Here is a 14957-nt window from a genome sequence, read left to right on the forward strand (position 1 = left end):
CGGTGCGCTATCGGGTTATAAGCTGGAACGGTCGTGATGTGACGACGCTGTAAACTCAAGTGGTTGGCTTGGCGTTCGCTTGGCACTGTGCTGGTTTTGAGTGACCATTGGCTTTGTTTCAGTAAATACTGAATTTGCTCACTCAGATCTTTGGGCAAGTTGTTTTGATTATAGAAAGTCTTGGTCGTGATCAGAAATTCTTTGTCTGCATCACTATGTTGATCAAGTTCAGGATGTTCATGTAACTCAAACCAATACCCTACTTGGGCATCACGTACGGTGCTCTGTGCAGTGAATTGTTTCGCCTGTTGGTTGTAGACATTACTCAGGGTTTGATTGAGTTTTTCAATTTGGCTGTTTGATGCTGTGGTCGCCTGATCTTCTCCATTTAAATCTTGCATCCATGCAGGGCTAATATGCCACGCTTGTTCTAGGCTGAGGCTGGCATTGTCTTGCTGTGTGCTGTGTTGATGTTGGCTTTGGACTGAACCTGCGCCTTCTTCTTGACTCAGGTGATCGGCTTGCCAACGTTGGATATGGACTGCAGTCGGTTGTAGGCTGCGCTGCGCACTCAGACTGATGATGCTATCCTGTTGTTCGGTAGCACTAGAACGATGAAAACGAATCTGTCGACGCTTTAAGGCTTGAAACTGACTGTTGTCATCCAAGAGTCTAAGTTTTTGGGCTTGAATCGGATGACGAGTATGAGGCACATAGAGTTCAGCTTCATCAATCAGCCAGTTGATGCCTTCACTGCGCCAGAGCCGTGTTAGAAAGTCATAATCGGTTTCATTTGACTGCATGATGAAGGGACGAACATCGGTCTCTGTATTTAAACCAGAAAGATCAAGCCTGAGGCTAGCAGCAAATAGCGGACTTTTACTCTGCCATTCCTTAAAGAGTATTTCACTGACATCTCGCACACTTTTATTCATAAACACTCGGCTGTTGCGACGTTTATGCCAAAGTGCCGTTGCATCTTCTAAGCGAAGTTTGTACAGGGTCAGTGCACCATCACTTTGTCCTTGTTCGGCTTGGGTGATGATCCCTGTGCTGCGAAATAATGTGCCTTGGTCTGTGACCTGATCGACCGCGACTTGCACTCCGATAAATTGTTTCAATGGAATCAGGGCATTGGTTGAGAGGCAGATCAATTCAACATTTAAACCTTGGTTTAATGCATGGGTGCCTTCAATATGCTGTAAAAAGATGTCATGATTTAATGCAGCATGTGAAAATTGTGAATGAATGGCACGTTTTTGTGCACTTAACCCCAATTGCTCAAACACTTGAGTGATTGTATTTATCATCGTCTATATTTTTAAAAAGTAAGTTTCAGTCATAGTCGATCGCAAACAGCGATCATAAATTAGGCGCCATTATAGCCAGATCAATCCGACAAATGAGCAGAGTTTTATTCTTATTATGTAAACAACATAATGCTCCGAGCAGCTGCGGAGCATTTTTATGGAAAATAGGATTTAACCCTTTTTAACCAAATAATGAAATTCTTTATTGCCGTTTTCGTCTAAGCGCTCTTCTTGCAGCAAAAGTTCATGCCCAAGATGCATACAAAATTTCGGAATATCCCATGAAGTTGAATTGTCCGTTGCAAACACCTCCACTACATCTCCCGATTTAGACTTGCGAATGGCTTGATGCAACATCATCACAGGCTCAGGACAGCGTAAACCACGGGTGTTTAATTGGATGCTTGGGCTCACTTCCAAATCAGACATATATAAACTCAAAAATTTAAAAACTTGCCAATTTTAACACAACTGCCCATTTCGCATATCTGTTTGCATAGTTTGATGGCAGATGAACCTCGTATTTAAAAGTATTGATCTAATCATTCATGCAATCCTTGCTTAATTACAATAGACAACTGTGTTTTCTACGGTATGATAAAATTAAGTTTTTTAGATATTAAGCGTCTTTAGGAAAGATCATGCACGAGGAATCAGGCCCGTCGTGGGGAATGCGTGGCTTACGCAAATGGTTAGGTACCGCGCCAGAAACTCGCGATGAACTGTTAAAGTTAGTTCAAGATTCACGTCGTTTTTTAGAACCCGACACTGTTGCGATGTTAGAAGGCGTATTAGATCTTCCAGCAACCAAAGTCCGCGAGGTCATGACACCGCGTACATCGATGATCAGCCTACAAGAAGATGATGAGTTACTCGACATTTTGCATACTCTGGTTGAGTCAGCACATTCACGTTTCCCTGTCTTTTCATCAGATCAACCAGACAATGTCGTTGGCATTTTATTGGCCAAAGACTTATTGCCTTTTTTGACTGAACCAAACAATAAAGTGGATATACGTGCGCTGATGCGTCAACCTTTATATGTACCTGAAAGCGCACGCTCAGACCAAGTGCTTCGCATGTTGAAAAATACCCAAACACACATTGCGGTGGTGATTGATGAATATGGCACGACCTCAGGTTTAGTGACGTTAGAAGATATTTTGGAAGAGATCGTCGGTGAAATTGAAGATGAACACGACAAGATCGATGAGGAAGCTGAATATATTATTCCCGATAATGACCCAACGACCGCAAATACGTGGCTGGTTCAAGCACTTACACCAATCGAACACTTTAACAATCTTTTAGATGCAGACTTTTCTGATGATGAGGTTGAAACTGTGGGCGGTTTATTGCTTCAAGAAATTGGTTTAGTGAGTGATTTGCAAGGTCAGGTGATTGATCTTGAAAATTGGGAATTTACCATTGTAGAAGCAGATGCACGTTCTATTCATCTGATTCGAGCCGTTCGTAAATGAGAGCTTACTTTGACAAACTGTTAACCCCCAATCCACGACAAAAACAGTTACCTTTAATTTATCCGCTTTTAATTGCCTTATTTTCAGGGGCGGTCTTTAGTTTTGCACTCGCCCCTTATCATTATTGGTGGTTGGCAATATTATCCCCTGCACTGCTCTATGCCACTTTACGCAGTCGCAGTGCAAAGCAGGCCTTTGGTATTGGTTGGGCCTATGGTTTTGGCCTATGGTTCGTGGGGGCTTTTTGGCTCTATACTTCCATCCATGTCTATGGCGATACCAATAGTGCCTTAAGTGTCGGTATGATCGGCATTATGGCCTTGGTCATGGGCTTATTCACGGCTGTCCAAAGCTTTATTTACCGCCATTTTTTCCCTGAAACGCCACTAACCTTCGCTCCGCTTTGGGTGCTTTTTGAATGGGCAAAAACCTGGGTCTTCACAGGTTTCCCATGGCTGTTTGCAGGCTATGCCTTTACCGAACGTTTACTGGATGGTTATGCGCCATTATTTGGTATCTTCGGGGTATCGTTTGTAGTCTTGGTGTTGGCCTGCGCACTGGTCGAAATTTTAAACCGCCGCGTCTTTTGGGTCATTCCTTCTGCCTTATTGGTACTTGGTGCATGGGGCGCATCAAAAATTGAATTCGTCTCCGCAAAAAATACGCAGCCATTATCGGTTTCTTTAATTCAAGGCAATATCCCACAAGACTTAAAATGGCTCACTGAGTATCAACTAAAAACACTTGGAATCTATGCTGATTTAACCAAAACAGAATGGGGACGAGACCTCATTGTTTGGCCTGAATCCTCTATTCCGATGTTCCAAAGTGATATCGAACCCTTTTTAGCTGCAATGACAGCACAAGCCAAGAAAACCAACACAGCATGGGTCACCGGTATTCCATACTGGGATATTTCAGGCTCTGAAGCGGCAGGTCGACCACTGTACTACAACAGTATTATGGCCAATGGTGCTGAAGCCGAAGGACTCTATAAAAAGCAACGTTTAGTGCCTTTTGGTGAATATATTCCACTATCTGGTTTACTGAAATGGGTGTTGCCAGCCATGCAGAATGATCCGTCGATGAGTGGTTTTTCACGTGGTGAACAACAGCAACAACCGCTTTCTATTCATCAGCAGCATTTAGGCGCGGCCATTTGCTATGAAGTGGCTTATCCAAACTTAACACGTCGTAATGCCAGCCAAAGTGATTTCTTGGTGACAGTTTCCAATGATGCATGGTTTACGGGAACCGCAGGCCCTTTACAGCATTTACAGATGGTTCAAATGCGTGCCAAAGAAAATGGACGCTGGTTTATCCGTGCCACCAATACAGGCGTGACGGCGTTTATTGACCATCAAGGGCATATCGTAAAACGTGCCCCACAAGATGTGGCAACCGTGCTTCGCGGCGAACTGCCTGCTATGCAAGGTCAAACGCTGTATACCCGTTTAAGTGACTGGCCAATTTTAGGTTTCTCAGTTTTTTTACTGATCTTGGGCTGGATCTATCGTCCACGTAAAGTCGATGTATCGTTTAAGTCTCGTCGATAGTTTCTATTGTTAAATCAGACTTTTCCAAAGAAAAACCCAAGCTGAGCTTGGGTTTTTCTTTTTCAGCTATAGTAGCTTGGTGCCTACTGGAACATCTGTATCAGGCACACACAGTACCACGCCATCTGAATCATGAAAGCCTGTCACTAAGCACTCAGACTGGATAGGACCAATTTGTTTGTTTGGAAAGTTAACCACTGCCACCACCAATTTACCCAATAACAGTTCAGGTTGATAACGCTCAGTAATCTGCGCACTCGATTTCTTAATGCCAATTTCATGACCAAAGTCGACATGTAAAATATAAGCGGGCTTACGTGCCTGCTCAAAAACTTCGGCCTGAATAATTCGCCCGACTCGGAGCTCGACTTTTAAAAAATCCGCCCAATCAATCTGTTCCATATATCACTCTATATTTATATTTTTTACAGTATAGGGAGCGAACACTAGGATCATATACAACGAAACAGACAAGCGATCCTATCTTTCCGCCATTCTTCATGACGCAATAAAAAACCGAGCGTATGTGCTCGGTTTTTATCACAACTATAAATGTCAGTATTAAATTTGACTGACCAAATAGGACACCATACCAGCTAAAAAGAGCATCGGGGTATAACGGTAGAACATGACCATTTTTTGTTCTAATGCTGTAATCTGTACTTGATCGAGTGTGAGTACGGTTGCTTTTAACGCAGACCAAAAGCTCAAAACCGCCCATGTGCTGAACAGACTGATTGCAAAGAAACCCACCATAATTTGGCTGCTGCCTTCAGTCGACTGCCACACACTTAAAATACCTTGAGCAACAGGAAGCATACTCAAAATCAAAAGAACAGATTTGAGCATCGACCAATGGAATTGGCTCATTTCATCCAACAAGGTTAATGCTTTCATTCTATTCTCCTCAGGCAAATCAGTTGCCATTGAGAACATTATGCAAGGATTTAAATAAATAAAAAGCCTATTTTTATCCATAATTTACATTATTTGTAATCAATAAATATGGGAATAATTCTTATTATAAATCTCAGCTGATAATTATTATATTTAATATATTAAAATCATAATCTTAGATATTAATTTTAAATTAAGATGTATTATCATTACAGTCCACATCGACATAACCTATGCACTGTAATGATATATTCAATTAAACCTAATATATAATAATTCTCAATTAAGGTTGATACTGAATATCAGCATCGGTTTCTTCACCACCTTGCTGTCCATCTGCGCCAAAAGAATATAAATCAAATGGTCGTCCATCAGTCCCAGGTGCAACATATTGAATGTCATTGTCCCAACTGTCTTTCGGATATCCACCTTTCACATAACCGCCTGGCAACCAATTTTTTGCAGACTCAGGCTTATTCACCAAAGCGTCGAGCCCACCCTCTTGCATTGAAGGGTATTTACCATTGTCCAATTTATATTGATCCAATGCCGCAGCGACCCCTTTAAGGGTAATGACAGTGGTGTCCACTTTGGCTTTTTCACCGCGTCCCATCACATTGGGTACAATTAAGGCTGCCAACACACCTAAAATAACAATCACCACCATGACTTCAATTAAGGTAAAGCCTGAAGCTTGGCGACTATAGATTTTTGATTGCATGTGAATTTTCTCTTCCATCTTATATTTTTAAAATTAAATCATATTGTTCATGTTGACGATCGGCAGCATCACGGCGATCACAATCACCAAGACAACGCTTGCCATCAGAACCAACATCAGTGGCTCAAGTAAAGCCAGCAAGGTCGATATGAGCGTTGTCACTTCTCGGTCTTGCATGGTCGATGCACGCTCCAACATCCGATCCAATTCACCTGACGTTTCACCACTTTTAATCATTTGTACCATCATCGGTGGGAAATAACCACTGCGCTCCAGCTGGGTCGCAAGGTTTCCACCTTCAGTCACTTTTTCTGCGGCATGATTGACCGCATCGCGAATCACCCAGTTATTACTCACCGCCGCGCCAATTTTTAACGCATCCACCAAGGGCACACCTGACTGGGTCAAAATCGATAAGGTACTGGCAAAGCGTGCGGCATTTATACCACGTGAAAGTTTACCGAATAATGGCAGTTTGAGCGTTAAACGATCAAAGGCATAATGCCCTGCTGTGGTTCTTAAAAATCGCAGTAATAAGCCGATGCCTAGTACACTGCCCACCAATAAAAATGGCCATGCCACTCGAATAAAATCGCTGGCTTTCATCAAGGCAACGGTAATCCATGGCAAGGCATCTTTGCTTTGGTCAAAGGTTTTGACAATGTCAGGCACTACATAAGTCATGAGCCCCATCACGATGGCAAAAGACATCAGCATTAAAATAATCGGATAAATCATCGCGCCTTGGATTTTCTTTTGCATCGCAAAGCGATTTTCAGTGTAGTCTGCCAGCTGATCTAAAATTAAGTCTAAATGTCCTGAACGTTCGCCAGCGGCAATCGTGGCAATGTACAACTCTGGAAAGCGTCCAGATTGCTGTAAACCCTGTGCCAATGAATGACCTTCCAGTACTTTAGAACGCACTGACATCAATAGATTTTGTACATGTGTTTTTTCTGACTGCTTTCCAACCGCACGAATGGCTTCTTCCAACGGAATGGCCGCCGCCACAAGTACCGAAAGTTGACGTGTCAATAAGGCCAAATCATAGGCGGTAATTTGTTTTTGAAACCATGTTTTACTGCTGTGCTTATCTTTTTGTTCAACAGGATCAACCGAGACTGGGATCAGCGCTTTATCACGAAGTTGTTGCCGAATTTGACGTGCTGAATCCCCTTCGAGCACGCCTTTTTGCTGCTTTCCTGCGGCATCGAGTGCGGTAAATTGATATGCTGGCATGTTTACGCTTTCTAATTGTCCATTTAGTCATTTGGCGCTGTTGCATGTCGGCACCAAAATCATTCATATTCTAAGTTATAAATTATGTCATCACTCTAACACAACTCATTCATCGCACAACGACAATTTCATCAGGACATTTTGAGCTTTTTATGCCAGAAACTACACTTTCCACAACACCAAGCTACCGTATTCGTGTGGCTGTTCCCGTTTATCTATATGACTGTTTTGACTATAGTTTAACGGCTGAACAATACCACCAAGCTGAAGTGGGTGCACGTGTGGCTGTCTCATTTGGTCGCCAAAATGTGGTCGGTGTCATTGTTGAGAAACTCACTGATGAGAAACCACTCGATTTAGGCTTTAAACTCAAAGCCATAACTGAGTTGCTCGATGACAGCGCTATTCTAGATGCTAAAGTTTTAAGTTTATTGACATGGTCAGCGCAATATTACCAATTTCCCATTGGGGAAGTGATGCATACTGCTTTACCCAGCTTTTTACGCCAAGGTAAACCCTATAATTTACTGGCGCGAATGTGGAAGCTGATTGATGATCATGCCGAAGACAAATTGAAGCGTTCTGAAAAACAACAAGATGCCTATAAAATTTTAAAGCTGCATCCCACAGGAACGTCTGAAAACATTCTAAATTTGGCTGGCATTGAAACTGCGACCTTAAAAGCCTTAGAAAAAAAGAAAATCACCCAGTGCATACTTGAAGCTCAAGACTTTAAACCGCAAGCCATGACACTGGCGCAAATGCCTCTCGCGCCCAATGATGAACAAAAGCGTGCCATTCAAAACATACTCAAAGTTCGTCATAGCTACCACGCTTTCTTACTGGATGGTTTAACCGGTAGTGGCAAAACTGAAGTCTATTTGCAAGTCATGCAAGAGGTTTTAAAACAAGGCAAACAAGTCTTGGTATTAGTGCCTGAAATTGGCCTCACCCCACAAACAGTGAGCCGTTTTCAGTCACGTTTTCACTGTCATATTGCGCTACTACATTCAGGTTTAAATGATTCTAAGCGCCTGCAAGCCTGGCAAAGCGCACAAACGGGCAAAGCTTCGATTGTGATTGGCACACGTTCTGCCATCTATACCCCTCTTCCGCATCTGGGTTTGATTGTCTTAGATGAAGAGCATGATCTATCTTTCAAGCAACAAGAGGGCTTCCGTTACCATGCTCGTGATGTGGCTTTATACCGTGCGCACTTAGAAAACTGTCCGATTATCCTCGGCTCTGCAACGCCAAGTATCGACAGTTATGCGTTGGTCGAACAAGGTAAAATGACCCGTTTGGAGTTGGACCAACGTGCAGGTGTGGCCGTGATGCCGAAAATGCATGTGATCGATCTAAAAGTGGCACAAAAACAAAATGGCATCAGCCAACAGTTGATTCATGAAGTACAAAAGCGCTTAGACAAAAAAGAACAGGTGCTGATTTTTTTAAACCGTCGCGGCTATGCGCCTGTGTTGATTTGTGAAAGTTGTGGCTGGCAGGCCAAGTGCCCCCACTGCGATGCCAATTTTACCGTGCATCGACAGCCCTATCAGCATTTGCACTGTCACCACTGCGGCACCATCCACCGCATGCCTGAACACTGCCCACAATGTCAGCATAGCGAACTAAAACCAATTGGTTTAGGCACCGCAAAAGTTGAAGAAAACCTACAAGAACTATTCCCCAACTTTGACGTAATTCGGGTTGATCGTGACTCGACCAGTCGGGTCGGCAGCTGGCAAAAAATCTATAACAAGATTCAGAAAAGTGAACCCATCATTTTGCTCGGCACCCAAATGCTGGCCAAAGGACATCACTTTCCTTATGTGACTTTGGTGGCGATTTTAGACATCGACTCGGGCTTACTCAGTGTTGACTTTCGCGCCACAGAACGTACCGCACAGCTCATCATCCAAGTCGCTGGACGTGCTGGGCGCGGTGAGAAAAAAGGCGAAGTCTATTTACAAACTCTACGTCCCGATCATCCTTTGCTGAATACCCTGCTGGAATCGGGCTATCGCAGCTTTGCCAAGCAAACGTTGAAAGAGCGTAAAGCTGCATGGATGCCACCTTATCGCTATGCGGCTTTATTGCGCTGTGAATCCAAAGACCAAGAACTGAACCAAAGCTTTTTACAAGAGCATGCACAAGTACTGCGCCAAGCCTCAGAAAACAGTATTGATATTTGGGGGCCCATTCCTGCGCCGATGGAACGTAAAGCAGGCCGCTATCAAGCGCATATGGTACTACTGTCCAAAGATCGAGCGCGGATGCATTTTTACATTCGTCAGTGGTGGCAAAATGTCTGGCACAACAAACCGCATGGTATGAAATTGAGCCTTGATATTGATCCACAAGAGTTAAGTTAAGACTTGACGTAAATAAGGCTTAGACCTGAGTCGCGTTCTCCCTTAAACTTCCAACATAAAGAAAAAAATTTAGGACAGGGCAATGTCTCTACTGCTTAAAATCACCCTCTTTTTGGCTGCGGCACTGATGATCGTTCCGTTGGCTAAACGGCTGGGGATTGCCACGGTACTCGGCTATTTATTTACAGGCATCTTACTCGGTCCCAGTGTATTCAATGTCGTCCATGACCCTGAAGACATCCATAAACTCGCTGAGTACGGCGTGATTTTCTTGATGTTCATTATTGGACTCGAACTTCGCCCACAACGTTTATGGGAAATGCGTAAATCCATTTTTGTGATGGGCAGTTTACAAGTAACACTCTGCGGCGTGCTACTGGCGTGCATCGTCTTTTTTGCCCTGCAACAACAGATTGCAGCCAGTGTCGTGATTGGTTTTGCCCTTGCCCTCTCCTCTACTGCGTTTGTGTTGCAGCTGCTCAGTGAAAAACAGCAGCTCAATACCACTTTTGGTCAGCAGTCCTTTTCCATTTTACTCTTTCAAGATATTGCCGCGATTCCGCTGATTGCAGTCATTCCACTCCTTGCAGGGACAAACTCAACCCATCATGGTGTGGCCTACTTTGCAGCGATTGTTGCTACCTTTACAGGCTTGTTTTTATTTAGCCGCTATCTCATGCGCCCTTTTTTCCGCTTTGTGGCCAAAAGTGGCGCACATGAACTGATTACCGCAGTCGGTTTGTTTATTGTCTTAGGCGTAGTCGCGCTGATGGATGTCTTAGGTATCAGTACCACCTTGGGCGCATTTTTAACTGGAGTGTTACTTGCTGACTCTGAATTCCGTCATGAACTGGAAGCCAGTATTGCACCATTTAAAGGTCTACTTCTCGGTCTATTTTTCATGACCGTCGGGATGAGCACGCAAGTTTCGCTGCTGTGGGAAAGCCCAAGTCTAATTGTTGGCGGTGCGTTATTGCTGATGTTGGTCAAACTGCTGGCCTTAACAGCCATCGCTCGCTACTTCGAGTTTTCATGGCGCAATAGTTTGATGCTGGCAACCTGTTTGGCACAAGGCGGTGAATTTGCTTTTGTGGTGCTCAATGTTGCCATGAGTGAACACGTGATTACGCAGGCCATTTTAGAGCCGATCAATTTGATCGTGACATTGTCGATGATTCTGACGCCTATTCTGTACTGGCTGATGAGTTCGTGGGTGGTGCCACTATTCGAAAAAGAAACCACACCCGTCTATGATGAGATTCCTGAACAGCATAACCCGATGATCATTGCTGGCTTTGGCCGTGTCGGACAAATTGTGGCGCGTTTGGTTCACTTACAACACCAAACCTTCACAGCGATTGACAGCAATATAGACAAGGTCGATTTCGTTCGCAACTATGGAGGCAAACTCTACTATGGTGATGCCACTCAACCCGATATCCTGCGTGCAGCCGGTATCGAACATGCCAAAGTGTTTGTGCTAGCCATCGATGATATTGAAGACTCCATGAATGTGGCACGCCATATTCGACTCAATTATCCAGATTTAAACTTGCTGGTCCGTGCCCGCGATCGACATCATGTGCATTTGTTGCGTGACTTGGGGGTAGAACATATTTGGCGTGAAACCTATTTATCATCTTTAGGGATGGCCTATTTTGCCCTACGTAATCTCGGAATTGCAGAACAAGATGCGTATAAGAGCATTGAGTTATTTCGCGATTATGATGAAAAACTGCTCGCACAGCAGCAGAGTATTTATAACGACGAACAGAAGGTCTATGAAACACATCGTAATGCTTTGGCCGAATTAGAACACTTATTTGAAAGTGATACGCAGCTCCGTCAAAGTCCTGTTGGCGTTGACCTACAACGCGAGTTACAACATGACCGAATAGATGTCACACGGGATGAAGTAAAATGACTTGTGTTTTACAATATCGTCACCATTAAGACAGGATATTGGAGAAATTTATGTCTGATTTGCGTCAACGCTTTTATATTGAAGATAGTCCTGTTCGTGGTGAAGTGGTTCATCTAGAAGAAACCCTACAAACCATCTTGGCGCAGCGTGATTATGCACCTGCAGTCCAAGTGCTGTTAGGTGAAATGCTTAGTGCCACGGCATTACTTGCCAGTACTTTAAAAATTAAAGGCCGTATTAGTTTACAAATTCAGGCTTCAGGTAGTTTCAAATGGGCCATGGCTGAATGTAATCACCTTGGTGAAGTACGTGCCTTGGCGGATTATGAAGCAGATCCTCGCTTTAATGCTGCCGACAGCAGCAGTACGGTATTGAGCACCCTCATTAGCCCTGTACTATTTATTAATATTGAGCCAGAATTTGGTGAGCGTTATCAAGGGATTGTGGCTTTAGACAAGCCAAATCTTGCGGGTTGTTTAATGCAGTACTATGACCTGTCTGCCCAAATTCCAACACGTATCGTTTTGGCCAGTTCAGCCCAGCGTGCTGGCGGTTTACTTATTCAGCTGTTACCACGTAACAGTGAAGAGGAACAAGAACGTGTTGATCAAGACTTATGGCCACGTCTGACCATGTTGACTGAAACGCTCAAAATCGAAGAGTTAACCGATTTAGAATCCAGTGAAATTCTTTACCGTTTATACAACGAAGAAGAAGTACGCTTACCTGAAGTTGAAGTACTGAAATTTGGCTGTACCTGTTCGAAAGAACGTTGTGCTCAAGCGCTTGAACAAATTGGCGCTGAAGCCGTTCGTGAAACGCTAGAACATCAAAACCCGATTACCATGGACTGCCAGTTCTGTAACACGCAATATAGCTTTAGTGCAGAAGAAGCCTTGGGTTTATTTGGTGAACACTTAAGCTAAGCGCGTCATGTGCAATAAAAAAAGAGCAACTAAATTGCTCTTTTTTTATGCCTTTGTTCTCATAAAAATAAGATAATTCAAATGATTCATCACTTTTATTCATAGATATTTCACTGGGCACACCGCTTAAATTTCGTTATAAATAAACCCATAATTTTTATATGTCTTTATTTTTCTCTTCCATTGGGGTTTTATCATCATGAAATTTTCTTGCAGTCTTTTCGTACTCAGCAGTTTATGCGCCTTCTCCAGTTTTGCAGCCACCGATCCCTTGGTCGGCAAATGGAAAACTATCGATGATAAAACAGGATACTCTCTCAGTGACGTCATGATTGAAAAAGACAAAAACAATAGCTATAAAGCAGTCATCGTAAATACGCGTGAAATTCCAGGTGCAGTAAAAATAGAAAACTGTAGCAAGTGTGATGGGGTCAATAAAAATCAACCCATCGTCGGCATGACAACGCTCAGCCATTTGCAGTTAGACAATGCCAAAGATTCGACCTATAGCCATGGACAGTTCCTCGACCCTTTCACAGGGTTACGTTATGACGCATATGCACGACTCAGCAACAATGGTAAGCACTTACGAATTCGAGGAACGTCGACCGAAAATGGCGGTGGACGCAACATCACATGGGTCAAATATTAAGTATCCCTCATCCATCAAAGCCCCTTTCATCGGGGCTTTTTTCTTGTCATGTTTTGAAACAATAAGGAACATATCTTTACTGTTGAAATCTGCTGAAAGGCTGAATAATGATTAAAGCTTAATCAATTTATTTAATCTTATTTATGCCGAAGAACCATTATGAAATACTCGGTTTAACGCGAGATGCGACCGCCGAACAAATTAAAAAAGCCTATCGAAAATTGGCACGTAAGTATCATCCCGATGTCAGTAAGGAGCCTGATGCTGAATCACGTATGCAAGAATTGAATGTCGCCTATGACACCTTAAGTGATGAAACAAAAAAAGCAGAATATGACTTTGAACTCGATCATCCACAAGGCTCACAGCAATTCAACCCCAATGCAGGCTTTGGCGGTTTTGAAGATGCATTTCGGAATGCCCAAGGTGGGCAACAGGCACATGATTTTTCAGGATTTGAAGACTTATTTGGCCGTTTTGGTTCAGGTTTTGGAGGATCAAACTATCAATATCAACGCCAAAATAGCACACGCCATAAAGGCGAAGACCAACATGCGCGTTTAGAGGTCGATCTTGAGGTTGGATTCCACGGTACCACCCAAACTATTACCTTACAAATTCCTACTTTAAATGCCTATGGTGAAGCGGAAATTCAGCGCAAAACGCTGGAAGTTAAAATTCCCAAAGGCATGAAAGAAGGGCAACAAATTCGCTTAAGTGGTCAAGGACAGTCAGGTATTCAGGGTGGTGAAAATGGCGACCTGTATATCGAAATTTATTACAAAGATACGGAGACCACACGCGTTGAAGGAGTTGATGTCTATCACCAACTGAATATTAGTCCTTGGGAAGCCGCTTTGGGGCAAAGCATCACCGCCGCGCTCCCTAATGGTCGGACATTACAAATTCAAATTCCGAAAAATGCCAAAACGGGGCAGCAACTCCGTTTAAAAGATCAGGGGATTCCAGCCAAAAAGGCAGGACATTTATATTTAATTTTAAACATTGTTCAACCTCCTGCGCAGAGTGAGCAAGAACAGCAAGCCTACCAAGCCTTTGCTGAAGCCTTCCCTCACTTTAAGCCGCGTCAGTCTTAAGGAGAAAGTTATGACGACTATTCAATATCGTGAAATTATTTTAGACGGATGTCGACACGCTGAAATTGTTGATGAACAACATAGCTTTGATTTAAAGCATTTTGCTGAAGCCTGCGGACAAAGTCCTGAATGGGTTTTACAGCTGTTGGAATATGACATTCTGCCTAACCGACCCGATAACCGCATTCACCAATTTTTTGGTGATGATGTCTCACGTGCACGGCGAGCCTATCGCTTACAACGTGACTTTGATGCCAGCTTTACTGCAGTCGCAATGATGCTGGATTTGATTGAGGAAGTTCAAAAACTTCGTCGTGAAGTAAAACATTTACATCTCACTGACCCAGTTCAAACGACTCAACACTAGTTCTATAAAGAAAGATGGGCGCATGCCTTTCTTTCTTTTTTTATTTTTGAATAAGAGGATTAGACGGCAACCATGAAACTCAAAGTTTGTAATAAAAAGACTAAGCTCATGTTTCCTGAATACCGAGACATGATTCAACAGCTTAGAGAAGACAATCCGCATTTTTCTAAAATGTTTGACGACCATGAAGCTCTCGATCAGGAAATTTGTTTACTCGAACAAGACCCTGTCAGGATTCATCGTGGAGAGATTGAGCCCCTCAAACGCAAAAAGTTGTTCATTAAAGATCAGCTTTACCGGATTTTAAAAGGAGCCCAGTTAAAAACCTCTTAAATTAAATCTCCCTGCGACGCCCACATATCCGAATAATAAATTGAACAAGGATAGCGTCAGCATATAAAGAAATACCTTA

The 14957-nt window shown here is 43.2% G+C and carries 15 protein-coding genes; 9 read left to right on the top strand and 6 right to left on the bottom strand.

Annotation, left to right across the window (positions count from 1 at the left end):
- A partial coding sequence (locus MF4642_RS06770; protein WP_193791710.1) for a phage late control D family protein occupies positions 1-1310 on the bottom strand: 1310 nt, incomplete at its 3' end.
- A gap of 171 nt (positions 1311-1481) precedes the next feature.
- Positions 1482-1739, bottom strand: coding sequence for a sulfurtransferase TusA (tusA, locus tag MF4642_RS06775; RefSeq protein WP_004692640.1), 258 nt, complete (start codon positions 1737-1739; stop codon positions 1482-1484).
- 212 nt (positions 1740-1951) lie between these two features.
- On the opposite strand from tusA, the gene MF4642_RS06780 reads away from it, so the two are divergent.
- Together MF4642_RS06780 and lnt are read left to right on the top strand one after the other, a co-directional pair.
- Positions 1952-2791, top strand: a complete 840-nt coding sequence (locus tag MF4642_RS06780; protein WP_004978829.1) for an HlyC/CorC family transporter — start codon at positions 1952-1954, stop codon at positions 2789-2791.
- Complete coding sequence (gene lnt, locus MF4642_RS06785; RefSeq protein WP_078425722.1) at positions 2788-4347, top strand: apolipoprotein N-acyltransferase; 1560 nt, start codon at positions 2788-2790, stop codon at positions 4345-4347. The genes MF4642_RS06780 and lnt overlap by 4 nt, the downstream gene beginning before the upstream one ends.
- Before the next feature lie 66 nt (positions 4348-4413).
- On the opposite strand, the gene MF4642_RS06790 is transcribed toward lnt, so the two are convergent.
- The 4 genes from MF4642_RS06790 to gspF all read right to left on the bottom strand — a co-directional run bounded on the left by MF4642_RS06790 (position 4414) and on the right by gspF (position 7204).
- On the bottom strand, positions 4414-4749 hold the full coding sequence (locus MF4642_RS06790) for a tRNA-binding protein (protein WP_078425723.1): 336 nt from the start codon (positions 4747-4749) through the stop codon (positions 4414-4416).
- A gap of 159 nt (positions 4750-4908) precedes the next feature.
- Positions 4909-5244, bottom strand: a complete 336-nt coding sequence (locus MF4642_RS06795; protein ID WP_078425724.1) for a hypothetical protein — start codon at positions 5242-5244, stop codon at positions 4909-4911.
- A 283-nt stretch (positions 5245-5527) separates the two neighbouring features.
- Positions 5528-5965, bottom strand: a complete 438-nt coding sequence (gene gspG, locus MF4642_RS06800) for a type II secretion system major pseudopilin GspG (RefSeq protein WP_078425780.1) — start codon at positions 5963-5965, stop codon at positions 5528-5530.
- Between the two features lie 33 nt (positions 5966-5998).
- Entirely contained in the window at positions 5999-7204 is a 1206-nt protein-coding gene (gspF, locus tag MF4642_RS06805; protein WP_078425725.1) for a type II secretion system inner membrane protein GspF, read from the bottom strand.
- Positions 7205-7356: 152 nt separating this feature from the next.
- Between gspF and MF4642_RS06810 the strand changes: the two genes are divergently transcribed.
- The 7 genes from MF4642_RS06810 to MF4642_RS06840 all read left to right on the top strand — a co-directional run bounded on the left by MF4642_RS06810 (position 7357) and on the right by MF4642_RS06840 (position 14878).
- Positions 7357-9579: a primosomal protein N' gene (locus MF4642_RS06810; RefSeq protein ID WP_078425726.1), complete on the top strand. Its 2223-nt coding sequence runs from the start codon at positions 7357-7359 to the stop codon at positions 9577-9579.
- Between the two features lie 82 nt (positions 9580-9661).
- Complete coding sequence (locus MF4642_RS06815; protein ID WP_078388552.1) at positions 9662-11503, top strand: monovalent cation:proton antiporter-2 (CPA2) family protein; 1842 nt, start codon at positions 9662-9664, stop codon at positions 11501-11503.
- A 50-nt stretch (positions 11504-11553) separates the two neighbouring features.
- Positions 11554-12429, top strand: coding sequence for an Hsp33 family molecular chaperone HslO (locus tag MF4642_RS06820; RefSeq protein WP_004978815.1), 876 nt, complete (start codon positions 11554-11556; stop codon positions 12427-12429).
- Between the two features lie 199 nt (positions 12430-12628).
- Positions 12629-13081, top strand: a complete 453-nt coding sequence (locus MF4642_RS06825; RefSeq protein WP_004692659.1) for a DUF2147 domain-containing protein — start codon at positions 12629-12631, stop codon at positions 13079-13081.
- A 143-nt stretch (positions 13082-13224) separates the two neighbouring features.
- Positions 13225-14178, top strand: coding sequence for a DnaJ C-terminal domain-containing protein (locus tag MF4642_RS06830; RefSeq protein ID WP_078425727.1), 954 nt, complete (start codon positions 13225-13227; stop codon positions 14176-14178).
- 10 nt (positions 14179-14188) lie between these two features.
- Positions 14189-14545 (top strand): chaperone modulator CbpM, encoded by a 357-nt coding sequence (locus MF4642_RS06835; protein WP_004978810.1) that lies wholly within the window; start codon positions 14189-14191, stop codon positions 14543-14545.
- A gap of 72 nt (positions 14546-14617) precedes the next feature.
- Positions 14618-14878 (top strand): YdcH family protein, encoded by a 261-nt coding sequence (locus tag MF4642_RS06840; protein WP_004692664.1) that lies wholly within the window; start codon positions 14618-14620, stop codon positions 14876-14878.
- Positions 14879-14957 lie beyond the last annotated feature (79 nt).

Origin of the sequence: Acinetobacter sp. MF4642 (assembly GCF_002018925.1) — a bacterium.
In the GTDB taxonomy this organism is placed as follows: domain Bacteria; phylum Pseudomonadota; class Gammaproteobacteria; order Pseudomonadales; family Moraxellaceae; genus Acinetobacter; species Acinetobacter johnsonii.